Origin of the sequence: Pseudomonas sp. QD4 (assembly GCF_049199125.1) — a bacterium.
In the GTDB taxonomy this organism is placed as follows: domain Bacteria; phylum Pseudomonadota; class Gammaproteobacteria; order Pseudomonadales; family Pseudomonadaceae; genus Aquipseudomonas.
In genome coordinates, this window is the sequence record NZ_JBLZOM010000003.1 from 213,891 (window position 1) to 235,926 (window position 22,036).

The window sequence follows — 22,036 nt, forward strand, 5'->3', positions numbered from 1 at the left end:
CGCTCAATCCTCCAGGCGTGGGAAACGGCTGGCGATGTCTTCGCCGGTGAATTGAGCGACCCAACCTTCTGCATTATTGAACAGGCGGATGGCAACGAAATGCGGGTGCTCGCCCATGTCAAACCAGTGCGGGGTGCCAGCTGGCACCGAGATCAGGTCGTTTTTCTCACACAGCACCGCGTACACATAATCATCGATATGCAGGGTAAACAGCCCACGCCCGGCGACGAAAAACCGTACTTCATCTTCGCCGTGTCGGTGCTCGTCGAGGAACTTGGCGCGCAATTCAGCTTTTTGCGGATGATCGCTGTTGAGGCTGATGACATCGACGGTGATGTAGCCGCGCTCGGTCATCAGGCGATCGATCTGCACCTGGTAGGCGGCGATCACTTCTTCCTGGCTGGCACCCGGCTCGATCTTGCTAGCAGCTTGCCAGCGATCGAAACGCACGCCCTGCTCGGCCAGGGTCGAAGCGATATCGTCGAAATGGGTCAGGACCTTGTTTGGCAGGTCCGGGCTGGATACGTGGTAAACGGACAGGCTGCTCATAATGGCAACTCCTAGGTCTTCGTCCCGCCTTCCGGCTTTTACACACCGGTCAGGCGAGGCACTTCATCAGGCGATGGCTACTTCGGTCGAAGAAAGCCTTGACGGTTTAACGGTTCAGGATCGCGCGGGTCTTCAACTCGCATTCGAACAGAAACTCAAAAGCCTCGATCTGGCGCAGCGCATCACTCATGCGTGCGCCCCAGGTGTACAGGCCATGGCCGCGAATCAGGTAGCCGACGCAATCCGGGTGGGCCTCCAGCCAGGGCTGGACCTTGGCTGCCAGGCGCGCAATGTCCTGATCATTGTCAAAAATCGGTACCCGTACCCGCGACTCGTGGGTCGAGACGCCGCTGAAGGCTTTCTGCAATTCGTAGTCTTCGAACTCGATCACGGTCCCCGGGGTCAGGCGCGAGAGCACTGTGGCGTTCACCGAATGGGTATGCAATACCGCACCGATCTGCGGGTGCCAACTGTAGAGCTGGGTGTGCAGCAGGGTTTCCGCCGACGGCTTCTTCCCCGGTTCCAGGCTGTTGCCGGCCAGGTCGGTGGCCAGCACATCGTCCACCCCCAACTGCCCCTTATGCTTGCCAGAGACCGTGAGCAAAGCCTCGGTCGACGACAGGCGGGCCGAATAGTTGCTGCTGGTGGCCGGCGACCAGCCGCGGCCATAAAGAAAGCGCCCGGCATCGATGATTTCCTGGGCGAGCTGTTCACGGGTAAGGCTCATGGCCTGTCCTCTTGCATACGTGTGGCAATGATAACGGCTGCAGCCAAAGCTGCGACGCTGGCAATACTAAAGGTCAACACAGGTCCCAGGGCATTCCAGCTGTAACCGGAATACAAGGCCCCCATGGCCCCGCCGGCACCGGCCAAGGCGGCATACAGCGCCTGGCCCTGACCCTGCTGGCGGGCACCGAAACTACGTTGCACGAAATGAATGGCAGCCGCATGAAAGCTGCCGAATGTCGCCGCGTGCAGCACCTGGGCCAGCAACAAGACCCCGAGGTACTCGGCAAACTCCCCCAGCAGCAGCCAGCGCAAGGCCGCCAGCAGCACACTCGCCAGCAGCACCCGGCGTACTGAAAAGCGCGCCAGGATCCGGCTCATGGCCAGAAACATCAGCACTTCGGCCACCACCCCCAGCGCCCACAACAGGCCGATCAACCCACGGCTGTAACCGAGTCGCTCCAGGTGCAACGTGAGGAAGGTGTTATACGGGCCATGGCTCAACTGCATCAAGGCCACGCATAGATAAAACGCCAGGACGCCCGGCACCCGCAGTTGCTTGAGAAACCCCGAACCCGCCGAGCTGTTGCTGCCTTGGGTCGCAGGCTGGGCATTGGGCACCCAGGCGCTGCTGAGTACGATTCCGGACATGATCACCACCAGCGTCACCGGGTAGATATCCAGGCTCAGCCATTCGAACAGGCGCCCGATGATGACCACCGCCAGGATAAAACCGATCGAGCCCCACAGGCGGATCTGGCTGTAGCGTGCGGGCTGGCCCCGCAGATGGGCCAGGGTGATCACTTCGAACTGGGGCAGCACCGCGTGCCAGAAGAAGGCGTGCAGGGCCATGACCATCGCCAGCCAGGCGTAGGTCTTGCTGATGAAAATCAGCGAAAAACTCAGCAACGTGCAGATCGCGCCAAAACGCACGATAGCCAAGCGCCGCCCGCTGTAGTCCCCCAGCCAGCCCCAGATATTGGGCGCCACGCAGCGCATCAGCATGGGGATGGCCACCAACTCGCCAATGCGCGCGCTGGAAAACCCCAGGTGGTCGAAATACAGCGCAAGAAACGGCGCGGTCGACCCCAGCAAGGCGAAATAGAACAGGTAGAAACTGGAGAGCCGCCAGTACGGGAGCGCCGCCACGGCGTTCAGACCGTGGCGACTGGCAGGACCGCCATTACAACTGGCCCAGCACCGGCGTGCTGACGCGCACGTCGGCATTCTGCCCGCGATGACGCAGCAGGTGATCCATCAGCACGATGGCCATCATCGCCTCGGCGATCGGCGTGGCGCGAATGCCGACGCACGGGTCGTGACGGCCCTTGGTGATGACGTCCACCGGGTTGCCATCAACGTCGATGGAACGGCCCGCAGTGGTGATGCTGGAGGTTGGCTTGAGTGCCAGGTGGGCAATGATCGGCTGTCCCGAAGAGATCCCGCCGAGGATGCCGCCGGCGTTGTTGCTGAGGAAACCTTCCGGGGTCAGTTCGTCACGGTGTTCGGTGCCGCGCTGGGCAACGCAGGCAAAGCCGGCGCCGATCTCCACGCCCTTGACCGCATTGATGCTCATCAGCGCGTGGGCCAGTTCGGCGTCCAGGCGATCGAAAATCGGCTCGCCCAGGCCCGGCATCACGCCTTCGGCGACTACCGTGATCTTGGCTCCGACCGAATCCTGGTCGCGGCGCAACTGGTCCATATAGGCCTCCAGCTCCGGCACTTTGTCCGGGTCGGGGCTGAAAAAGGCGTTGTCTTCCACCGAGTCCCAGGTCTTGAACGGGATCTCGATCGGGCCCAGCTGGCTCATGTAGCCGCGGACCACAATGCCTTGGGTGGCCAGGAACTTCTTGGCAATGGCACCGGCCGCGACGCGCATGGCGGTTTCCCGCGCCGAACTGCGTCCGCCGCCACGGTAGTCGCGTACGCCGTATTTATGGTGGTAGGTGTAGTCGGCGTGAGCGGGGCGAAACAGATCCTTGATCGCCGAGTAATCCTTGGACTTCTGGTCGGTATTGCGGATCAGCAGACCGATGGCGCAGCCCGTGGTCTTGCCTTCGAATACCCCGGAAAGGATCTCGACCTCATCGGGCTCCTGACGCTGGGTGGTATGGCGGCTGGTGCCGGGTTTGCGCCGGTCCAGGTCACGTTGCAGATCGTCCAGCGACAGCTCGAGGCCCGGCGGGCAGCCGTCGACAATGGCGACCAACGCCGGACCATGGCTTTCGCCCGCGGTGGTGACAGTGAACAGCTTGCCGTAGGTATTGCCGGACATGCGGGGAGCTCCGTGAAATCAGCCGAAATAACTCAATCAGGATTACTGAGCGCGCCAGTATACGCAGGCTATCGGACTAGTTCATCCTCGAACCTTATCCGTACCGGGAAGTCCAACCGGCACCTTATCCATGATGGCGTGATGATGCTGCGAGTTCTCCTCTTGAGCCTTACCCTGTTCACCGGCCTGGTCCAGGCCGCCGTATTGCAACGCCCGATCAGCCTGGACACCGGGCACGGCGAACTCTATGGCTCGCTGCTACTGCCCAAATCCGAGCAGCCGGTGCCGGTGGTGCTGATCATCTCCGGCTCCGGGCCCACCGATCGCGACGGCAACAACCCGGACGGCGGGCGCAATGACAGCCTCAAGCGCCTGGCCTGGGTGCTGGCCAAGCACAACATCGCCAGCGTGCGCTACGACAAGCGCGGGGTCGCCGCCAGCCTGGCCGCGACCCCGGACGAACGCAACCTGACCCTCGACGCCTACGTGTCGGACGCCGTGGCCTGGGGCCAGAAGCTCAAGGCCGACTCGCGCCTGGGCCCGCTGATCGTGCTTGGCCACAGTGAAGGTGCGCTGATTGCCACCCTCGCCGCTCCACAACTGGATGCGGCGGCGGTCATTTCAGTGTCCGGCACCGCGCGCCCAGTCGACCAGGTACTGCGCCAGCAGTTGAGCTACCGCCTGCCACCCGCGCTGATGCTGCGCGCCAACGAACTCCTGGACAGCCTCAAGGCCGGCCGGGTGGATGAAGACGTGCCGCCGCAACTGCAGGTGATCTTCCGCCCCAGCGTCCAGCCCTACCTGATCACCCTGTTCCGGGAAGACCCGTCCGCCGCCTTTGCCAGACTGAAAATGCCGGCCCTGATCATCCAGGGCAGCAACGACATCCAGGTCGGCGTCGGCGATGCGCAAATGCTCAAGGCCGCCAAGCCGGATGCGCAGCTGGCGCTGATCGAGGGTATGAACCACGTGATGCGCATCGTGCCCAACGACATCAAGCGTCAGTTGGCCTCCTACAAGGATCCGCAACTGCCACTGGCCGCCGAGCTGGGAACGAAAATTCTCGGATTTATTGACGGACTTCACATCCGTTAACGCGTTTTCGCCCTCCAGTCCTGAAAAAAACGGCCGATAAGCCTTTGCCGGCCGCTTACTTTCCGTCGGCAAGCAGCGCTTGGACAGGACCTCGCCGTTATGACTGAAACCCCGAATTCAACCGACACCGAACTCGACAAACCCGCCCCGGAGGCGGTCGAGCGGCCGTGGGCGGATGTGCATGCCGAGCACCATAAGATGCTCCGCCTGGCACCGCTGCAGACTGATCGCGCCACCGGTGGGCGGCCTTTGCGTTTTGTGGAGTTCGGTTATGCCGAGCGCAGTAACAAAGAGCACAGCTTGTTGCGCATGAGTATTTCGTTGCCCGGGCAACGGGTACGCAAGGAACAGAATCATCTGGATTTGTGGGTCGACCATGCCACCCACAGCGTCACGTTCCAGCCGGAAAGCGGTTTGCAGATCGAACCGGCAAACCGCGGCATCGGCCGCTTCCTGCTGGCCCAGGCGGCGATTTGGGCGCAGAAGAAGTGGTCGCACTATCGGATCGAAGGCTTTGACCTGGCGAACAAGGATGCGCTGAACGAAGACACGCGCCTGCGCCGCGACCACGTGCTGCGCACCCAGGGCTTTGATGTGGTCTACGCCGATGCCCAGCACTTGAAGGGCAGCGTGAAGGCGGTGCAGGTCGGTGAGCTGCTGGACAAGTGGAACACCGAGAAGCTGCAGTTCGTGGAAATCCTCGAAGCCGCACAGATGCTCCAGCAAGCCGAACAGAACCTCGAAGAGCTGGAAGGCAAACTGCGCAAGCAGGACGAAAAGGTCAGCAAGTACAAACGCGAAGACACCGGGCTGCGCTTTACCATCAGTTGCCTGGTGGCCTTTGCGGTGTTCCAGGCCGGGCTGCTGATCTGGATCGCCACCCACCGCTGAACATCCGTGTTGTCACGTAAAAGCCCGCCATCGAGCGGGCTTTTTCATGCCTCAGACGCGGGAGGCAAACAGCCCCTGATGCGCTAGGCACTGCTCGGCGGTCAGCATGAACACGCCATGGCCGCCACGTGCGAAGTCGAGCCAGGCGAAGTCGACTTCCGGATACAGCGCCTCGACATGCACCTGGCTGTTACCGACCTCGACGATCAACAAGCCCTTCTCGGTCAGGTGCTCGCCGGCCTCGGCCAGCATGCGTCGCACCAGGTTCAGGCCGTCTTCACCACAGGCCAGGCCCAGCTCCGGTTCGTGCTGATACTCATCGGGCATGTCGGCAAAATCTTCGGCGTCGACATAGGGCGGGTTGGACACGATCAAGTCGAACCGCTGCCCCGGTAACCCGTCAAACCCGTCGCCCTGCACGGTGAATACACGTTCATCGACGCCATGGCGCTCGATGTTCTGATTGGCTACTTCAAGGGCTTCGAACGACAGGTCGGCGAGTACCACTTCGGCACTCTGGAATTCGTAGGCACAGGCAATACCGATGCAGCCGGACCCGGTGCACAGATCGAGAATCCGCGCAGGCTCGCGGCCCAACCAGGGCGCAAAGCGTTTTTCGATCAGCTCGCCAATCGGCGAACGCGGGATCAGCACACGCTCGTCGACAATGAACGACAAGCCACAGAACCAGGCCTCGCCCAACAGGTAGGCGGTGGGGATGCGCTCTTCGATCCGACGCTTGAGCAGCCGTTGCAGGTTGACCAGCTCATCGTCCTCCAGCGCGCAATCCAGATAACTGTCGGCGATTTCCCACGGCAGATGCAGGGCTCCCAGTACCAACTGGCGGGCTTCATCCCAGGCATTGTCGGTCCCATGGCCGAAAAAAAGATCCTCCCCATGAAAACGGCTGACAGCCCAGCGGATGTGGTCGCGCAAGGTGCGCAGGCGGGAAGTGATCACGGGCAGACTCCTGAAAAAACGACTGGCAATTCTAGCAGCCTAAACGCTCCCCGACGACGCTTGAAAAAACCCGGCACCGGAGCCGTTTTTCGTCGTCGGACGCCATTGCACGCGGCCCTTGACACGGCTGTAAGCCAACAACGGCGCACCTTACGTTAGTAGCGATTCACAGAAGCGCTCTGCCAGAGGACAATGACGCAAAAGCCCCACTCACAGGAGCCCCAGAATGTCTGTTCCAAAGACGATGTTTCAACTCAGCGGTCGTGGTTATGCAGCGGCCAATCTGAGCCACGCGACCCTGGTGATCATCGACGCCCAGAAAGAATATTTGAACGGCCCGCTGGCGCTGTCCGGCATGGCGGCGGCCGTCGCCAACATCCAGCAACTGGTGGCCGCTGCCCGCGCAGCCGGCCGGCCAGTGGTGCATGTGCGTCACCTCGGCACCGTCGGCGGCCTGTTCGACCCGCAAGGCGAACGGGGCGAGTTCATCCCGGGTCTAGAGCCCCAAGGTGACGAAACCATCATCGGCAAGCTGCTGCCCAGCGCCTTCCATGGCACCGACCTGGAAAAACGCCTGCAGGACCTCGGCTCGCTCGACCTGATCGTCGCCGGCTTCATGAGCCACTCCAGCGTCAGCACCACCGTGCGCGCGGCCAAGAACCTGGGCTTTCGCTGCACGTTAGTCGAGGACGCCTGCGCCACCCGCGACCTCCCCTACAAGGGCGGCATCCTCAGCGCCGAAACCGTGCAGCAGACCGAAATGGCAATCATGGCCGATAACTTCGCCACCCTGGCGCAGACCAAAGATCTGATTTGATCCCCTCCCCAGATGAGCGGCTGGTGGGCCGCTCATCCGTAATAACCTGTCATTGGCGGCAATTGCCTTAGCCTCAGGAACAACCCGCGCATCTCCCGGTCGAAGGGCCGATACCCATTGAGGAAGGTCGGAATGAAGATATCCGATGGTTTTGACGCACGCCGACTACGGCCCAAAGGCCCGCGAAACTGGCGATTGCGCTTGGGCGCGGCATTCTCTGCATTGCTGGCGACCTTCGGTGTGCTGCTGGCAATGGCCGGCGCTGCCAGCCTGCTCGGACGCCCTCCGGCACTCGGCGAGTTGAATGCGAGCCCAGCCGGCTCGGCGGTGATTCTGGTGGTGGGCCTGTTGTTGCTGTACGCCGGTGTCTGGCTCTGGCGTCGCTGCCGGCGCCGCATGCGCCAACCGCAAACGCTGAACATCGCCCCGCACCTGATGAAAAAACATGACTGACTCGACGCGCCCGTGTTTTGTCGCGCCGCTGGCGTCGAGTTGGGTAAACTAGCCGCCCTTCGCGGAGGCTGACATGCAAGACGACGATTTTTCCCTGTTCAAAAGCGAGATCCGCGGCGTCAAGCCGATCAAGCATGATCGCGCCGATACCGGCAAACCCAAGTCCGACCGGGCGCAGATTGCGACATTGCGCCAGGCCGCGACCGTGCGCAACGACGCCACGACTGTGGATGGCCTGTCCGACCAGTTCGTTATCGACGTGGGTCCGGAAGACGAGTTGATGTGGGCCCGCGACGGAGTTCAGGAAAGCCAGATGCGCAAGCTGAAGGTTGGCCAGATCCCGTTCGAAGGCAGCCTCGACCTGCACGGCATGACCGTGGAAAAAGCCCGGGAAACCCTGTGGGCCTTTCTCGCCGAAGCCACCAAATTCGAAATCCGTTGCGTGCGCGTAACCCACGGCAAGGCGGTGCGCCTGGACGGCAAGCGGCCGATGATCAAAAGCCACGTCAACACCTGGTTGCGCCAGCATTCGCAAGTGCTTGGCTTTACCTCGTGCCAGGCCAGGCATGGCGGTGCCGGAGCGGTTTACGTCATGCTCAAACGCACCATGATGGAAGGTCGCGACGAATAAAGCCGATGTTGCATGCTTGCAGCGTCGTGTCCGCCACCGTACCCTTGCCCTTTGCGTAAAATCCCACAGGTAGTTTCATGTCCCTGGAACAGAATTACACCGCTATTTCAGGTGGGGCTGCCTAGGTAGGATGGAGTAACGAAACCGGGTTAGGTCACACTCTAGCGAACCCAGTTTTTCACTACTATCCCTATGCATTGGTACAAAAATTGGTACATGGTTGTGCTGAGATTCTTTTGATTTTGACTCTCAAAAGGCAACTAACTTTGCACACGGCGTATTTCTTGATCAGCGCCGAATTGAATGCAACACCACAGCATCACATGGATGTGTCCGACATCGGACTAGGGGGGGGCCATGGCGTTGATCACCGGTGATGGCTGGGACGAGTTTCGCGAAAGGATTGCTGAGGCCCCAGTTTTAGTAGCCAACTGGCATGTCGGAAGCGACAATTGGCTAGAACACGTACTGAAAGGACTTTGGCCGCAGTTCATCGCATTGCGTGACGAGATCAAAAGCGATGCTACCCGAACCTCTGAAGAGGCACGTGCCGACTTTGTAAAGTGGCGATCACACTTGATCTCTTTGAACCCCGAAGCTTCCGACTTGGAAATTGATGAGGAAGCGAGACGGCGATCCGGACTTGATAAAACCCCAGAAGAGCGAGTTTCCCATCGCTACTCTTGGCGGATCCTGCCTCTCCACACTGAGGTAGCCATAATCTCAGCGGCACTTTGTGAGGCCGAGATCAACCTTGCGCTGGCCTGGGGACTCTCGATGCTCGATAAAGAGGACGTGTTCCAACTGATAGAGTCGAAGCCGACGCCAGAAAAATGGCTGCATGGCCCGAAAATATTGTTACCTGACTACGTGATCCCACCAGGCTGTGCCGAGGCCGAAACACTACGTAGAGTCTTCAGCGAGAGGAATCGCCTAGTCCATCCCAAGTCGACGATCCAAAAAGCCGGAAAGCAGACACTTCGCGCCAGTACGCCGAAGCCCCCTAAGCTAGCAGAGCTGCTAATGTGGATTGGGCGCTACTTCAGCCTTCCTTTTGATCTGGCCGATTTTTTGCGAACACAGCCGCCAATCAACGGCTCCCGATTTCCGGTTTTGACTCGAAGAGACGCGATAGAACGGCCCCCCCAGCACAGGCTTCCACGACCATCCGATTCTCTTAATTCACAACCGATTTCACCATAAGCTTACGGCGTCTGATACGGACTCCTATACTGTTGCGCTGGGAACCTCACTAGCAATGAACTCGCCATAGCTGATCCAACTTTGTTGTATAGCTCTGGCTCATCATCTCCCGCCGCATCCCCCAGTCCGGATTTTTCGGCACACTGGCAGCGCGAAGCGTACCTCTACCCCACCGGCCATTGATCTGATCAAGGACCGTCATCACCTTCGTAGCCTCGGCTGGCTGAGATATGGCGAAGAGATCGTCTGTGTACTCGCCAGGCTGGCACAGGCTCAGCAGCATCACTTCGGCCTTGCTGTAGTTGAAGCCGGGCCTGAACACCCGATCAAGCGCGTCGACCGCAGCCTTGGTCAGCAGCCGAACATCATCGGTCGGGTACGGCAGATCCACTATTACTCCGTTTGCATACTTGGCCTCCTCCGGATTGAACATGCCGGTGCGGATGCTGACGCGGATCTTTTTGCATAGGGAGTTCTGGGCTCGGAGCTTTTCCGAGGCTCGCATCATGTAGGTGGCCACGGCCTCTTTGATCGGTGGCAACTCCTTGAGGCGCTTGCCGAACATCCGGCTACAGCAGATCTCCTGTTTCGGCGGGTCGGGCTCGTCCAGCTCCAGGCACGGTGTGCCGGCCAGTTCCCGGGCCGTCTTCTCGATCACCACACTGAAGTTCTTTCGTAGCGTCCAGGGGTCGGCCTTGGCCAGGTCCATTGCGCTCTTGATGCCCATGGCGTCCAAGTGTGCTTTCATTCGCCGGCCTACGCCCCAAACCTCTGAGACGTCAGTGTTGCGCAATACCCAGTCGCGTTTGACCTGGTCGCAAATGTTCACGACGCCACCGGTTTGAGCCTGCAGGCGCTTTGCTGTGTGGTTGGCCAACTTGGCCAGAGTCTTGGTGTGGGCAATACCGACGCCAACCGGGATGCCGGTGCAGCGCAGCACCTGAGCCCGTATCTGCCGGCCGAGCGCGTCCAGGCCATCGATCCCCGTCAAGTCGGCGAAGGCCTCATCGATGCTGTAGACCTCGACCGCCGGCACCATCGACTCAATCAGCGTCATCACCCGCTCGCTCATGTCGCCGTAAAGCGCGTAGTTCGATGAGAACGGAACGATGCCGTGCTGGCGAAGTTTCTGTTTGATCTGGAAATACGGCTCGCCCATCTTGATAAAGGGCTTGGCGTCATAGCTGCGGGCGATGACACAGCCGTCATTGTTCGACAGGACCACAATGGGGACCTTGGCTAAGTCCGGCCGGAATACCCGCTCGCAGCTGGCATAGAAGCTGTTGCAGTCGATCAAGGCAAAAACAGGCAGAGCTTTAGACATGGCTGCGCACTGTGCTGGTAATCACACCCCATATAGAGAGCTCGTCGCCTTCCAGGACATACCGGGCCGGGTATTTAGGGTTCTCGGACAACAGAATGACTTCCTTGCCGCGCTTGCATAGGCGCTTGCAGACGGGATCATTGTTCAGCAATGCGACGACGACGTGGCCGTGGGCCGGCTCAATCGAACGGTCGACCACGGCCAGATCCCCTTCATAGATTCCTGCACCCTGCATGCTGTCACCGGTGATCGACACCAAGTACACATGGGGAGCACGGATATTTAGAACCTCATCCAATGAGATATGCGCCTCGATGTGGTCAGCCGCCGGAGATGGAAACCCGGCAGGCACCTGGAAGAGACACAGCGGCAGCTTCCGGCCGCGCTCGGCGATAGGGCCTAAAATTGAAAAGCTCATGACGTAGTCGCTCAATACTGTACGAACATACAGTTAACTGTGAGAACGGCTTGCGGTCAATTTCCATGTAGGATTTATCTGACAGGAGGATTGATATCAGCCGAGCTCGTCAGCGTATCCAGCGTCAGCCTCTTCCATCAGCTCTTTCCACTCCCACTTGTGGATAACGCCCCGCGCCACCAGGTCATCAGCAAGGGCCAACCTGGCGTCGTAGCGATCTTCGGGGGGGCCGGCTAAAAACTCAGGGTCGTTGAAAAGTGCGTACCACGCTTCAAGCTCGTTGATTTTTTGGATGTCGATTTTCATGACGATGCGCATCGGTTGGGGTCTACAGTATTGAAAACGGCCACGCTGAGCCGTTCAGTACTTCCGACATGTGGAGACGGCGATGTGCGGACGCTTCGTGCAATACGAGGGGATGGCGGTCTACATGGAAGAGCTGAGCCCGCAGCTCAAGCTGTTCAGCGGCTACGACGCTCAACCGATAAACCGGTTCAACGTCGCACCTTCGACGCGCGTGCAGGTGCTGCACGGCCTGGAGGACGGACTGCACATAGATGCAGTCCACTGGGGATGGGCGCCCTTTTGGGCGAAGGGAAAGCGGCCCGACCAGATCAATGCTCGGGTGGAGACGGTTACCACCGGCAAGTTCTTCAAACAGCTCTGGCCAAAAGGCCGTGCCATCGTACCCAGTGAAGGGTGGTATGAGTGGGTAAAGGATCCCGATGATCCCAAGAAGAAACAGCCCTACTTCATCCGATTGAAGAGCGGGCGACCCATGTTCTTCGGCGCCCTGGCCCAGATACATCTCGGGCTGGAGCCACACGAAGGAGATGGTTTTGTGATCATCACCGCAGCGAGTGATTCAGGGATGGTCGACATCCACGACCGCCGGCCGCTTGTGCTGACACCTGAGCATGCGAACGAGTGGCTTGACCCAGAGCTATCGCCCGAGCGTGCCGAGGAGATCGCCAAAAACCTGTGCCAACCCACTGATAAGTTCGAATGGTTTCAGGTCGGCAAAGCCGTGGGAAACGTTAAAAATCAGGATGAATCACTGATTCGCCCGATTGCGTGAAGCATTAATCAGTCAAAATCTACGAAAGTTTCTGTGCTTGTTATCCAAGATAGGCTTTTATTTTAGTTCTACGTTAGCTTCCATGTTCGCTTCCCAAGCCACATTTTTAGCTTAGATTTCGGACTACGCTCCATGCTCGCTTCCGCAGCTAGGTTTTAAACTTGGATTCCACGCTACTTTTCACGTTCATTTCCCAAGCTAGTTTTCCAACTTAGTTTTCTCGCCACTTTCCATACTCATTTCCCACTCTGGTTTTCTAACTTATATTCCACGCTACTTTCCATACTCGTTTCCCATTCTGGTTTTCTAACTTATATCCCACGCTACTTTCCATACTCGCTTCCCATTCTGGCTTTCTAACTTATATTCCACGCTACTTTCCATACTCGTTTCCCATTCTGGTTTTCTAACTTAGATTCCGTGCTACTTTCCATGACAATCCAGCCCCCCACCCAATCACGGGCTTTAAACCAATCGAGCAAACAGCCTGCAACCAACAAAAACCACCCACCCCCTTATAAACCGCGCCCCTCAGCCACCACGCGCGCATTACACGCCCCAACATAATTTTATTTAACTGAAAAAATATGCTCCTTTATTGACGCAGCAATTAAAGTAACGGTACATTCGCAGCTGTACCACCCAACCAACTAAACCCAGCACCGTGACTAATGCGGCGCCGGACTACTGCGAGCAGAAATCATGAACGCGCTACTATTAATCGCTTACATTGAAACCATTCGATTTCTAAACCTTATTCTAACCCTGTACTCCACCGGGCAACTTTGGTGACTAAAAAAGCCCGCCCAAGGCTTCAGGCTCCCAATTCAAAATCACCAGCTCGCCGGTTAACTCCGCCATTTTCTGCCGCTGATTGGTGGTGCTGTACCGGATATCCACGGTTTCGAAATGAAATCCCTCGAACACCCGGCGAATGTCCGGGTGATCGTTGATACTCACCATCACCTTGCCCTTGCAGCGTCGCATGAAGTCCGCCATTCGCTCGTAGTTCTCGAACGGAAAATCCACGCCATAACCAGCAGTCTGCCAGTAAGGTGGGTCCATGTAGTGAAAGGTGTGGGCACGGTCGTAGCGTTCGGCGCATTCAAGCCAGGACAGGTTTTCGACGTAGGTACCGGACAAGCGCTGCCAAGCGGCAGATAGGTTTTCCTCAATCCGCAAAAGGTTGATGGCAGGTGCTGTCGTCGCTGTCCCAAATGATTGGCTAGTGATCTTACCGGCGAAAGCATGGTGCTGCAGGTAGAAGAATCTCGCTGCGCGTTGAATGTCTGTGAGGGTTTCGGGGCGGGTCATCTTCTGCCACTCGAACACCTGGCGCGAGCTAAGTGCCCATTTGAACTGGCGCACGAACTCTTCCAGGTGGTTCTGCACCACTCGATAAAGGGTCACCAGGTCGCCGTTGATGTCGTTGAGGACCTCGACGGGCGCAGCTTGAGGCCGCATGAAGTACAACGCGGCACCGCCGGCAAAGACCTCGACATAGCATTCGTGGGGAGGAAAGAGAGGAATGAGGCGGTCGGCCAGGCGGCGTTTGCCGCCCATCCAGGGGATGATGGGAGAGGACATAAAAAGCAAGACCTTTACTGTATGGATAAACAGGTGCTAGGCTCGCTTCGCTTTGTGCACGAAGCAGAAGCCTTGGCTGGACTTGCAGGGACATTCTGCGGGGACAGGGGCCGGCCGGAATGTTGACGCATCCAGGCCGGCCGCTTCTTTTACTTCGGGGCAATCACTTCTTTGACGTAGTCCTGGCATGCCGCCAGGGCGATCAGTCCTTGGTCACCGTCGCCGGCGATGGCGACAATTCGTTGAGCAGCCGCTGGGTCAAGTTCGGCTCGCGCTTCTCCATGATCCACGCCGCCGGCGCTGGTAACGGCTGGCAGCCCACCGCCACCACCCGGGGCGGCGAGTAGGACTGACAGCCGCACATCAGCAGTAGCAAGCCGGTCACGCAGGCGAGCCTGATCGGTTTGAGCATTTCGCAATTCCTTGTAGTGGGTATCGTCATTCACCTGCAGGCGATCCTCCAGCGCTCGGCGCTCAACCTGCTGGCGGTCTTGCCAATCGATCACCGCCACCGCCGCCTGCTCGCGTTCACGCCGGTTCGCCTCGGCCTGGGCGGCCAATTGCTGGCCGTAGCGGTTGGCTTGCCAGGCCCAAGCAGCCCAGGCGCCGAGGGCAAGCCCCAGCACAAGGGCGGCGATCAGTCCGCGTGCACCCAGCGCGCTCACGGCAGCACCTTGAGCGCACGCTCATACAGCGCCTCACGGTCTGCCAGACCGTTGGTACCGCCGTTGATGCGGCGGGTGATGGTAAGAAAGTCCCCCTTATCGGCCAGGGTGTTCAGCCCCACTCGCTGCCAGAACCACCCAGCCGACAGCGCGGCATACACCGGATGCTCGAGCAGCTCCGGGGTGTTGAGCAAGCGCGCATCACCAAACAGCGCCTCGCTGCAGGCTGCATAGTTGGCCCGGCCGGTGACCTGAATCAGGCCCCTGCCCCGGTACTTCTGGCCGTCGCCATCCGCTTCGGGGGTATTGCCCAAGCGCTTAGCGAGGGTGCCGGTGTCGTACTTGCTCAAGTATTGGTCGCCGCCCAGCTCGCGCACCCACTGCAACTGGCCTGACTCATGGCCGATCTGGGCGATGAAGGCCGCGATACGCAGCCGGGTGACGATGGCGTACTTACCCATAGCGGCGTTGAGCGCAGGAACAAAAACGCCGGCTTTAGCGCCGGCGTTGGGGAGGATCTGCAGCAGCTGCTGCGCGTTAATGGTCATGCGTACGTCTCCAGTGATGTGGGTTTAACGCTGCTCAACCCTGAGCGGCTTGGTCTCTTTCTTTTTCTTCTTTCCGGCGGCCTTGGCTTTGCCCTTCTTGCCGCCGTTGCACTCGACGGTGGTGCTCCAGCCCGACTGGGTGAACGTCTGCTCCACCGACTCGACCAGGTACTCACCATCGAGCCCGACCTTGAAGCCCTGGGCGTTGATCATGCGTTCGGCGAACAGGTCGGTACGCCCGAGCATTTCCAGGCGCACGCCGGCGGTGCTGCGGTTGAACGCCGCTAAGCGCGCCTTGGCCGCCTGTTCGGCGGCGGATTTGTTCGGGTAGATATGCCGGTCGGTGTGAACCGGCGGGAGGCCATCGGGCGATTCATCGTTGGCCAGGTCGACCACCTGCAGCTTTCCGCTCTTCTTGTCCTGGTGCTTGGTCTGCACGGCCTTGTGCGTGCTCTTGTCGCCAAGGCGGAACTGGTAGCGGCTCACGTCGCTGCGGTGAACGGTGACCGTGCCCAGGGCCTTACCACTCGCGCTCTGCCCGGCCTGTCGCGGCAACACCAACAACTTGCCGTCCGCCACCTTGGCCGTGCAGTCGTACTGCTTGGCCAGGCGCGTGATGAAGTTGAAATCGGATTCATTGAGCTGGTCGACCCGAGGCACCTTGGTGGTGACCGGGCAAACCGGCGTCCAGCCATTGCGCGCCGCCACGTCGCGCACGATCTGCTGCAGCGGCACACCTTCCCAACTGCCGCTGCGGGTGGTCTTGCCACTGCCGCGCATGTCGCTGGCCTTGCCACGGATCTCGATGGAGTCCGGCGGACCCGACACCACCACCTCGTCGACGGTGTATCGGCCCAGGCGGGTCAAGGCCTGGCCGCTGTAACCCATGTAAACCTCGATGTTGGCCCCACGGCTGGGCAAGGCCACGGCGCCGTCACGGTCATCGATGCGCAGCTCAAACTCGTCGGACTCCATCCCAGGCTTGTCCGAGGTACGCAAGGTCAACAGCCGATCGTTGATCAGCGCGGTGATGTCCTTGCCATCGGCAACGATTCGGAACTCAGGTTTCATTGTTCAAGCTCCAGAAATGGAAAACCCCGCACGCGGCGGGGTCTGTAGGTAGCACGGGCAATCAATCCCAGAGCTGCACCGTGGCCTCGGCCTGGATCTGCAGATCTGGCAACACGATCAACACCCCGGCCCGGAATGGCTGCGGCTCATCGGCTAGCCCTTGGTTGGCATCCAGCACCGCTTCGACACAGCCATTCAGGTGGCCGTAATACTGATGACAGAGGGTGTCGAGCAGATCCCCGCTAGACGTTCTGCAGGTCATCGCCATAGCTCACAAACTCCAGTGAAAAGCCTTGTTTACGCGGGATGCCGCCGGCCAGCAGGTGGCTTTGTTCCTCCTCGAGGCTGGTCAGGCACCAGGTGCCCAGCACCTCGCCATAGCCCGTGGTCAGACTCAACGGCTGCAGACGCCGCCCGATGCTGCGCAACGTCTGCAGTTGACCGAGGCCGCCCTTGAACCCCGGGAAGATCGCGCCCTTGAGGGTGATCTTGTCGTCGCCCTGACCCACCGCTTGCTGCGCGATGCTACGGGTCAGGCGCTCCTGAGCCGCCCAACGAAAGCCCGTCTGCCGCCGCAGCTCATCAAAGGCCGCCGTGTCGAGGTTGAAGTAGAAGGCCTCGCCGGCTGCCCGGAACGGCTGAATGATCAGCAGGTGCGGGAACGGCTTCACCGCCTCGGCCGCCGGCGTGGTCTCAGCACCGAAGGCGCCGGTCGGGAAGATGTTGCCCAGGCTCGGGCTGATCTGTCCGCCGATGCGGTTGATCGCAGCACTGGCCTTGGCCGCCTGCTCCTTGAGTGCGCCCATGCGTTCCTGGATCTGGCTCGCCGCCGTGACCGCCTGGCTGTACTTGGCCGCCACCTCACCGACCGCAGCTTGGGCGGCCGTGATGCCGCGCATGGTCCGCTGCAGCTTGGCGCCCAACTCAGGCCCCACAAACGGTATGTTCTCCAGCTCCGAGGCGGCGCCGGTGATGTCGCTGATCGCACCGTTCATGGGGCCCAGCATGCCGTCGGCACTTTGCCGGCCAGCCTCTCCTGCCGCCACCAGGGACTGGAACCCCGACTGCAGTTGCTCCATGTAAGCCATGGCCCCTCCTTAAATATGTGGTGCGTCGGACAGCTGACGGGCCGCCGCCTGGCGGTTGAACTCGTCGAACATCCGGCGCATTTGCGGCTCGATCTCCCGCGCCAATTGCGCAGGGTCTTTCACATCGCCATGCACCACGATGGGCATATGCGGTGCGAAGGTGAGTTGCTGCTCGACCTTGGGCGGTGCGGGCTTGGGAGGCTCCGGCGCCTTGATCATCGGCGGCGCTGCCGCAGTGGGCGACGCCAGGGCCATCGACCGCACCACCTGCCCCATCGCTGGATCGGTCTGGCCGGTCTTGAATGATTTGGCGATGTCGCCCAGAACTGGGGGGATGTTCTTCCCGGCGTTCGCCATCATGAGCGGCCCAGCGATGGGCATGGTTTTAAGCGACTCGTCGGTCCCGAACAGCGACTTGCCTGCAAAGGAGCCCAGGGCGTCACCGCCCCAGTAACCGAGAGCGCCACCAACGACGACACCGATAGCGCCACCGATGGCCGTGCCAAGCCCTGGCACGATTGAGCCTAGGGCAGCTCCAGCCGCAGCGCCCATTTTGGCTCCCACGATGGTGCCCGCTAAGCCACCCACCGCACCGCCATAACCCTCGGCCTTTTCGTCCCGGGTGACGGCGTTGTCGTAGGTGTCCTTAGCCTTGACGACGGCCCCGACCACAGCCAGCAGGGTGCCAAATTTAATGAAGTTAGTGGCACCGCGACCGATGCCGGCAGCACCAGCGCGGGCACCCAGCCCACGGCCAGCACCACGCCCACGACCACCACGTCCGCCCTTACGGCCCTTCTTGTCCTTACCGCCATCCGTGTCGTAATCACCGCCCGCCCCTGGGTTGGTGACAAACACCCGCTGAATCACGTTCGGGTTGCCCATCATCGAGCCCCGGGCCACGTTGAGCAGGCCCTTGCCGATCTTGAATGCGGCCACCACGTTTTTTAGCGCGATCAGCCCGGCGCCCAAGGCGGTCAGACCCAGCACCAACGGCGGCGCCTTCTCTGTGAGACCGGTCAGCGACTTGGCCACCACGGTGATGCCCTGGGCTACCGAGTCCGTCACCGGCCGCAGGGCATCACCTACGGCGCGCATGCTGTCGTTCAGAGCCTGCGCGGTTTCGGCCCACATCTGCGACGACGACTCGCGTCGCTCGGCCAGGTTCTTATCGAGGATGCCGGTGGCGTTCTTCGATTCGGCTTTCAGCTGCTCATACAGTGCCTTGTTCTGCGAGTATGCGGTCAAGGCTGCCTTGACCTGCATGTCGGCGAACAGATCGCCGGTCCGCAACGACTGCTCCAGTGCCTCGAGCATGGCCTTGGCCTTGACCGGATCCGTCTCCTTGCTGATCTGGGCCTGGGCCTTCTCCAGCTTCGCGGCCTTGGCCGGGTCGGTAGCCTTGATGTACTTCATGGCCAGGGCGAAACTCGACTCCAGGGTCGACATGCCCCCCTGAATACCGGTGTTGAGAGAAGCGTGGTAATCAATACCGGCGTCCTTATACGCCTTGACCACTTCCCCGGAACCAATCTTTTCCATCCAGTTTTTCAGGTTATTGGCCGCCTCATCAGTGCCGCCGGCGGTCTTCATCTGCACCTGCAACATTGATCCCAGCTGACTCACCGCATCCATGCCGTAAATCTTCATGTTGCCCATGCTGGCCAACAACTGGGGAAACCAGCGCGCCATGTCGGCCGCCTCAAAGCTGCCCGCCTGGCCCTGCAGGGCAATGGCTTCCAGGGCTTTCTCCATGATTTTGGGGTCAGTGATATTGGCGTTCTGCTGCAGCGCCTGGATCATGTTCGCGGTATCGACCCCGGTTGCGCCCTGCCCCACGGCGAACTTGGCCGCCACTGGCGCATAGGCCAGCGCCTTGTCCAGCTCCATGCCGGCACCGACCAATTGGTTCACCAGGTCGGCTACGTCGTTGCGGCCCATCCCGGTGTCTTGCGAGGTCTGAATGATGGTGCGGGTCATCTGGGCTTCTTGCGGCTTGTTGGCCACGTCCGACTTGATCGCGATGTCACGGATGATCGCCTGATAGTCAGCGCTGATCTTAGTCGGAATCGCGACCGCACCGACGCCGGCCACTGCCTGGCCGATCCCCGACTTGAGGCTGTCCTTGCCCTGCCGAATTTGCTCATGCCCCTTGAGCTGCAGATCTGCACCTTTGGCGACCCGTCCGAGTGCCTGGTATTCCTGGCGCAGTTTGTGGACCTGCACCCCCTGCTTGCGCAGGCAATCCAGATTGCCCTCGAGCTTACGCAGCAGACCGGACGCCGAGGCGGAACCGGTCTCGTAGGCCTTTTTCCATTCATCACGCAAGCGCATGGTTTCGCCGATGGTGTTTTTCAGCACCTTGGCCCGGTTGCCTGTTTCTTCCAGCTTCTTGATCCGGTTTTCAACCGTCTTGAAAGCAGCGCCGACCGTCGAACTGACGGCGCCGCCGATCACCAACCCTAATGCCAGTTTGCTCGCCATCTGTCGCCCCTATGCCCGATGTGACCGGCTCAGTCCGTGAGCCACCAGACCATGTCGCAAAAGCGCATGGTCATGATTTCCTCGGCGGAAAAGTGCAGCTCACTCGCTAGCCGCTTTGCCGCCATCTTCATCACCGCCGGGTCAAAGTTCGTCGTCTTGCACCAGGCGAAAATAACCGGCCTGCAGGCGCTGGTAGTCTTTGAGGGTCATACCCTCCAGGTCCTTGGCACCGACCTCGGCCAGGCTGGAAAACAGCAGCAGCTCCCGCTGCTCGTCATCGCCGCCGGCGGCGGTATTGGCGGCGCGCACATCGCGCACGGTCGGGGCCCGCAAGGTGACCTTGTCGCAGGTGACGCTGTTCATTTGCACCGGTTTGGTGAGACTCACCACGACGCTCTCGGCGCTGAGGACCATCCAGGCCGGGGTCTTTTTGACTTGAGACATGAGGGGGTTTCCTTAAAGGCCCAGGGCCGAACGTTGGGCGGCGAGCTGGTCGACGCCGTTGATGACACGCTTCATACCCAGCGCATCGATTTCATAGATCAGGCGACCGTCGACCTCAAGCTTGTAGTAGGTCAGGGCCACGTTGTGCTTGATCTCGGCCTTGTCGCCGGCCTTCCAGTCGCCCATGTCGACCTCTTTGAGCAGGCCGCGCAGGGTCACAATGACCGGGGTGACCTTGCCCTTGAGGCCTTTGAAGGCACCGCGGAATACGCCATTGAACGAGGTGCCATCAGCCAGGCCGAAGAACTTCAGCGACTCGCGGCGCACGCCGGTGGTGGTAAACCCGGCCTCTTGTTTTTCCATGCCCATGTCCAGCTCCACCGGGACGTCCATGCCGCCGGCGCGGTGCTCCTCGGTCTTGAGCGTGAGCTTGGGCAAGGTCAGGCTGGGCACGTCGCCCTGAAAGCTGACGCCATCGGCGAACAGGTTCATGTTCGCCAGGGTTTCGGGAATCATTGCCATTGCTGCGGCTCCTTAAGCGGCTTGGTCGAGGACTTCGGTCAACCACTGGTTGGTGACCTCGACCCGGAAATTGGGGTTTTCGGCCGGCGGTACATCGGTAAAACGGATGTTCCAGTACACCTTGCCCTGCTCCAGCTGGCTGGCCGTGTTGAGCTCGGTGTCGGCATACACCTCGAAATTGATGATCGCGCCCTGGTTCTTCAGGTCGCGCATGAACGCCTGTAGGCCTTCGGTGACGTCCTTGACATAGGTCGCCGTGATCGAGCGGTCGACCGCCCACTTGTGGCCGAAGAGGATCGCGTCCATGACGATGTCCATGGTTCGCACCCGGGTGACAAACGCCCATTTCGGATCGCTCGCCAACGTCCGGTTGCCCCACAGGCGAAAGCCCGAGTCACGAATGATCGTGGTGATATTGGCGTTGTTGAGCAGGTTGGCCCGGCAGGTCTCGTCACCATCCAGAAACTCAATGGCGCGCGTGGTACCCGTGACGCCGACGAACTCCTTGTTCGACGGCGAGGCCCAGAACCCGTACTCGTTGTCGGTCCAGGCAAACAAGCCCGCCACCCAGGCCGAGGCCGATGTGTCGAGGGTCGCGCTGGCCACGGTGTCCCAGTACTGAATCCCCGGATCGACCATAAAGGCGCGCTTGGCGCCGAAGTTCTTGGCGTACTCCATCACCGCCTCGTCGGTGGTATTGGGGCCGTCGAGGATGGCGAGGCCACGCAGCTTGTCCGCCAGGGCGACCAGGGCCATCCCGACCGGAAGGGTCGAGCTGTGCTTGGGCGTCACCAGCAGGCGCGGCTGAGCGTTGAAGCGACTCTTGCCATCGAGCAGTGCCTGCAGGCCGGTACGCTTACCGCTGGCCAGCACACCGCCGATGATCGCCGAGGTCTGCTGCGCTGCATCCGCGACCTTGGCCACGCCGCACGCCACGATCACCGCCTTGGCGCGCAGGTAAATGGCTTGGCAGGCCTTGGTGATGGCCGCGTCCGGGCCCCAGGCCGCAATGGCTTCGCGTTCGTTGGTGATCAGCACCAGGTCGTTGGCCTTGGCCGTGAAGGCCGGGGCCTCGGTGAAGGTGTCCACCAGGCCGATGATCGAGGACGTCGGCAACGCAATGGTGCGCGCGCCGGTGTCCACATTCGTGACAGTAACGCCGTGAAAGAAACCGCTCATGGATAAGCTCCAGAAATGACAAAGCCCC

25 protein-coding genes are annotated in these 22,036 nt (G+C 60.4%); 7 read left to right on the forward strand and 18 right to left on the reverse strand.

What is annotated here, in order from left to right; genetic code table 11:
* Positions 1-3: 3 nt before the first annotated feature.
* The 4 genes from ACOZJV_RS21195 to aroC form a co-directional block, all read right to left on the reverse strand.
* Positions 4-549, reverse strand: coding sequence for a 1,2-dihydroxy-3-keto-5-methylthiopentene dioxygenase (locus ACOZJV_RS21195; protein WP_078470730.1), 546 nt, complete (start codon positions 547-549; stop codon positions 4-6).
* 106 nt (positions 550-655) lie between these two features.
* Positions 656-1,276, reverse strand: a complete 621-nt coding sequence (locus tag ACOZJV_RS21200) for a methylthioribulose 1-phosphate dehydratase (protein ID WP_421548412.1) — start codon at positions 1,274-1,276, stop codon at positions 656-658.
* Complete coding sequence (locus ACOZJV_RS21205) at positions 1,273-2,424, reverse strand: MFS transporter (RefSeq protein ID WP_201131936.1); 1,152 nt, start codon at positions 2,422-2,424, stop codon at positions 1,273-1,275. The genes ACOZJV_RS21200 and ACOZJV_RS21205 overlap by 4 nt, the downstream gene beginning before the upstream one ends.
* Positions 2,425-2,458: 34 nt before the next feature.
* The gene (aroC, locus tag ACOZJV_RS21210; protein ID WP_421548413.1) at positions 2,459-3,550 is read right to left on the reverse strand and encodes a chorismate synthase; all 1,092 of its coding nucleotides are present in this window, start codon (positions 3,548-3,550) and stop codon (positions 2,459-2,461) included.
* Between the two features lie 141 nt (positions 3,551-3,691).
* Here aroC and ACOZJV_RS21215 point away from each other — a divergent pair, with 141 nt between their 5' ends.
* Together ACOZJV_RS21215 and ACOZJV_RS21220 are read left to right on the forward strand one after the other, a co-directional pair.
* Positions 3,692-4,645 carry an alpha/beta hydrolase gene (locus ACOZJV_RS21215; RefSeq protein ID WP_020299599.1) on the forward strand — a complete coding sequence of 318 codons (954 nt, stop codon included), beginning with the start codon at positions 3,692-3,694 and terminating at the stop codon, positions 4,643-4,645.
* Positions 4,646-4,744: 99 nt separating this feature from the next.
* Entirely contained in the window at positions 4,745-5,536 is a 792-nt protein-coding gene (locus ACOZJV_RS21220) for a hypothetical protein (RefSeq protein ID WP_078470734.1), read from the forward strand.
* A 51-nt stretch (positions 5,537-5,587) separates the two neighbouring features.
* Here ACOZJV_RS21220 and prmB read toward each other — a convergent pair whose 3' ends face one another.
* Entirely contained in the window at positions 5,588-6,496 is a 909-nt protein-coding gene (prmB, locus tag ACOZJV_RS21225; protein ID WP_421548414.1) for a 50S ribosomal protein L3 N(5)-glutamine methyltransferase, read from the reverse strand.
* 226 nt (positions 6,497-6,722) lie between these two features.
* Here prmB and ACOZJV_RS21230 point away from each other — a divergent pair, with 226 nt between their 5' ends.
* The 4 genes from ACOZJV_RS21230 (at position 6,723) to ACOZJV_RS21245 (ending at position 9,600) form a co-directional block, all read left to right on the forward strand.
* A complete protein-coding gene (locus ACOZJV_RS21230) occupies positions 6,723-7,313 on the forward strand; it encodes a cysteine hydrolase family protein (protein WP_078470736.1) in 591 nt (196 codons plus the stop codon).
* A gap of 132 nt (positions 7,314-7,445) precedes the next feature.
* Positions 7,446-7,766, forward strand: a complete 321-nt coding sequence (locus tag ACOZJV_RS21235) for a hypothetical protein (protein WP_043230410.1) — start codon at positions 7,446-7,448, stop codon at positions 7,764-7,766.
* Positions 7,767-7,839: 73 nt separating this feature from the next.
* Entirely contained in the window at positions 7,840-8,397 is a 558-nt protein-coding gene (locus ACOZJV_RS21240) for a Smr/MutS family protein (protein ID WP_020299594.1), read from the forward strand.
* 357 nt (positions 8,398-8,754) lie between these two features.
* The gene (locus tag ACOZJV_RS21245) at positions 8,755-9,600 is read left to right on the forward strand and encodes a hypothetical protein (protein ID WP_421548415.1); all 846 of its coding nucleotides are present in this window, start codon (positions 8,755-8,757) and stop codon (positions 9,598-9,600) included.
* A 49-nt stretch (positions 9,601-9,649) separates the two neighbouring features.
* Here ACOZJV_RS21245 and umuC read toward each other — a convergent pair whose 3' ends face one another.
* The 3 genes from umuC to ACOZJV_RS21260 form a co-directional block, all read right to left on the reverse strand.
* Positions 9,650-10,924: a translesion error-prone DNA polymerase V subunit UmuC gene (umuC, locus tag ACOZJV_RS21250; protein WP_421548416.1), complete on the reverse strand. Its 1,275-nt coding sequence runs from the start codon at positions 10,922-10,924 to the stop codon at positions 9,650-9,652.
* Positions 10,917-11,342 carry a LexA family protein gene (locus tag ACOZJV_RS21255; protein ID WP_421548417.1) on the reverse strand — a complete coding sequence of 142 codons (426 nt, stop codon included), beginning with the start codon at positions 11,340-11,342 and terminating at the stop codon, positions 10,917-10,919. The genes umuC and ACOZJV_RS21255 overlap by 8 nt, the downstream gene beginning before the upstream one ends.
* A gap of 96 nt (positions 11,343-11,438) precedes the next feature.
* Positions 11,439-11,648 (reverse strand): hypothetical protein, encoded by a 210-nt coding sequence (locus ACOZJV_RS21260; RefSeq protein WP_421548418.1) that lies wholly within the window; start codon positions 11,646-11,648, stop codon positions 11,439-11,441.
* 82 nt (positions 11,649-11,730) lie between these two features.
* On the opposite strand from ACOZJV_RS21260, the gene ACOZJV_RS21265 reads away from it, so the two are divergent.
* Positions 11,731-12,420, forward strand: coding sequence for an SOS response-associated peptidase family protein (locus ACOZJV_RS21265; RefSeq protein ID WP_421548419.1), 690 nt, complete (start codon positions 11,731-11,733; stop codon positions 12,418-12,420).
* Between the two features lie 792 nt (positions 12,421-13,212).
* Here the strand turns inward: ACOZJV_RS21265 and ACOZJV_RS21270 are convergent.
* The 10 genes from ACOZJV_RS21270 to ACOZJV_RS21315 form a co-directional block, all read right to left on the reverse strand.
* Positions 13,213-14,007 (reverse strand): DNA adenine methylase, encoded by a 795-nt coding sequence (locus ACOZJV_RS21270; RefSeq protein WP_421548420.1) that lies wholly within the window; start codon positions 14,005-14,007, stop codon positions 13,213-13,215.
* Between the two features lie 149 nt (positions 14,008-14,156).
* Complete coding sequence (locus ACOZJV_RS21275) at positions 14,157-14,672, reverse strand: lysis system i-spanin subunit Rz (RefSeq protein WP_421548421.1); 516 nt, start codon at positions 14,670-14,672, stop codon at positions 14,157-14,159.
* Positions 14,669-15,220, reverse strand: a complete 552-nt coding sequence (locus tag ACOZJV_RS21280) for a glycoside hydrolase family 19 protein (protein WP_421548422.1) — start codon at positions 15,218-15,220, stop codon at positions 14,669-14,671. The genes ACOZJV_RS21275 and ACOZJV_RS21280 overlap by 4 nt, the downstream gene beginning before the upstream one ends.
* A gap of 24 nt (positions 15,221-15,244) precedes the next feature.
* Entirely contained in the window at positions 15,245-16,291 is a 1,047-nt protein-coding gene (locus tag ACOZJV_RS21285) for a phage late control D family protein (protein ID WP_421548423.1), read from the reverse strand.
* A 61-nt stretch (positions 16,292-16,352) separates the two neighbouring features.
* Positions 16,353-16,559, reverse strand: a complete 207-nt coding sequence (locus ACOZJV_RS21290; RefSeq protein ID WP_421548424.1) for a tail protein X — start codon at positions 16,557-16,559, stop codon at positions 16,353-16,355.
* The gene (locus ACOZJV_RS21295; protein ID WP_421548425.1) at positions 16,534-17,379 is read right to left on the reverse strand and encodes a phage tail protein; all 846 of its coding nucleotides are present in this window, start codon (positions 17,377-17,379) and stop codon (positions 16,534-16,536) included. Before ACOZJV_RS21295 ends, ACOZJV_RS21290 begins: the two co-directional genes overlap by 26 nt.
* Before the next feature lie 9 nt (positions 17,380-17,388).
* The gene (locus ACOZJV_RS21300; RefSeq protein WP_421548426.1) at positions 17,389-19,863 is read right to left on the reverse strand and encodes a phage tail tape measure protein; all 2,475 of its coding nucleotides are present in this window, start codon (positions 19,861-19,863) and stop codon (positions 17,389-17,391) included.
* A 141-nt stretch (positions 19,864-20,004) separates the two neighbouring features.
* Positions 20,005-20,307 (reverse strand): phage tail assembly protein, encoded by a 303-nt coding sequence (locus tag ACOZJV_RS21305; RefSeq protein WP_421548427.1) that lies wholly within the window; start codon positions 20,305-20,307, stop codon positions 20,005-20,007.
* 12 nt (positions 20,308-20,319) lie between these two features.
* Positions 20,320-20,829, reverse strand: coding sequence for a phage major tail tube protein (locus ACOZJV_RS21310; RefSeq protein WP_253166958.1), 510 nt, complete (start codon positions 20,827-20,829; stop codon positions 20,320-20,322).
* Between the two features lie 12 nt (positions 20,830-20,841).
* Positions 20,842-22,008, reverse strand: a complete 1,167-nt coding sequence (locus ACOZJV_RS21315) for a phage tail sheath C-terminal domain-containing protein (protein ID WP_421548428.1) — start codon at positions 22,006-22,008, stop codon at positions 20,842-20,844.
* Positions 22,009-22,036: the final 28 nt, after the last annotated feature.

What these genes read in the sequence shown, in the direction of transcription:
- ACOZJV_RS21245 (WP_421548415.1), top strand. Translation starts at nt 8,755, where the DNA reads ATGGCGTTGATCACCGGTGATGGCTGGGACGAGTTTCGCGAAAGGATT.
- ACOZJV_RS21315 (WP_421548428.1), bottom strand. Translation starts at nt 22,008, where the DNA reads ATGAGCGGTTTCTTTCACGGCGTTACTGTCACGAATGTGGACACCGGC.
- ACOZJV_RS21195 (WP_078470730.1), bottom strand. Translation starts at nt 549, where the DNA reads ATGAGCAGCCTGTCCGTTTACCACGTATCCAGCCCGGACCTGCCAAAC.
- ACOZJV_RS21240 (WP_020299594.1), top strand. Translation starts at nt 7,840, where the DNA reads ATGCAAGACGACGATTTTTCCCTGTTCAAAAGCGAGATCCGCGGCGTC.
- ACOZJV_RS21305 (WP_421548427.1), bottom strand. Translation starts at nt 20,307, where the DNA reads ATGTCTCAAGTCAAAAAGACCCCGGCCTGGATGGTCCTCAGCGCCGAG.
- ACOZJV_RS21255 (WP_421548417.1), bottom strand. Translation starts at nt 11,342, where the DNA reads ATGAGCTTTTCAATTTTAGGCCCTATCGCCGAGCGCGGCCGGAAGCTG.
- umuC (WP_421548416.1), bottom strand. Translation starts at nt 10,924, where the DNA reads ATGTCTAAAGCTCTGCCTGTTTTTGCCTTGATCGACTGCAACAGCTTC.
- ACOZJV_RS21215 (WP_020299599.1), top strand. Translation starts at nt 3,692, where the DNA reads ATGATGCTGCGAGTTCTCCTCTTGAGCCTTACCCTGTTCACCGGCCTG.
- ACOZJV_RS21280 (WP_421548422.1), bottom strand. Translation starts at nt 15,220, where the DNA reads ATGACCATTAACGCGCAGCAGCTGCTGCAGATCCTCCCCAACGCCGGC.
- ACOZJV_RS21235 (WP_043230410.1), top strand. Translation starts at nt 7,446, where the DNA reads ATGAAGATATCCGATGGTTTTGACGCACGCCGACTACGGCCCAAAGGC.
- ACOZJV_RS21270 (WP_421548420.1), bottom strand. Translation starts at nt 14,007, where the DNA reads ATGTCCTCTCCCATCATCCCCTGGATGGGCGGCAAACGCCGCCTGGCC.
- ACOZJV_RS21200 (WP_421548412.1), bottom strand. Translation starts at nt 1,276, where the DNA reads ATGAGCCTTACCCGTGAACAGCTCGCCCAGGAAATCATCGATGCCGGG.
- ACOZJV_RS21285 (WP_421548423.1), bottom strand. Translation starts at nt 16,291, where the DNA reads ATGAAACCTGAGTTCCGAATCGTTGCCGATGGCAAGGACATCACCGCG.
- aroC (WP_421548413.1), bottom strand. Translation starts at nt 3,550, where the DNA reads ATGTCCGGCAATACCTACGGCAAGCTGTTCACTGTCACCACCGCGGGC.
- ACOZJV_RS21230 (WP_078470736.1), top strand. Translation starts at nt 6,723, where the DNA reads ATGTCTGTTCCAAAGACGATGTTTCAACTCAGCGGTCGTGGTTATGCA.
- ACOZJV_RS21265 (WP_421548419.1), top strand. Translation starts at nt 11,731, where the DNA reads ATGTGCGGACGCTTCGTGCAATACGAGGGGATGGCGGTCTACATGGAA.
- ACOZJV_RS21220 (WP_078470734.1), top strand. Translation starts at nt 4,745, where the DNA reads ATGACTGAAACCCCGAATTCAACCGACACCGAACTCGACAAACCCGCC.
- ACOZJV_RS21260 (WP_421548418.1), bottom strand. Translation starts at nt 11,648, where the DNA reads ATGAAAATCGACATCCAAAAAATCAACGAGCTTGAAGCGTGGTACGCA.
- ACOZJV_RS21310 (WP_253166958.1), bottom strand. Translation starts at nt 20,829, where the DNA reads ATGGCAATGATTCCCGAAACCCTGGCGAACATGAACCTGTTCGCCGAT.
- ACOZJV_RS21300 (WP_421548426.1), bottom strand. Translation starts at nt 19,863, where the DNA reads ATGGCGAGCAAACTGGCATTAGGGTTGGTGATCGGCGGCGCCGTCAGT.
- ACOZJV_RS21290 (WP_421548424.1), bottom strand. Translation starts at nt 16,559, where the DNA reads ATGGCGATGACCTGCAGAACGTCTAGCGGGGATCTGCTCGACACCCTC.
- ACOZJV_RS21295 (WP_421548425.1), bottom strand. Translation starts at nt 17,379, where the DNA reads ATGGCTTACATGGAGCAACTGCAGTCGGGGTTCCAGTCCCTGGTGGCG.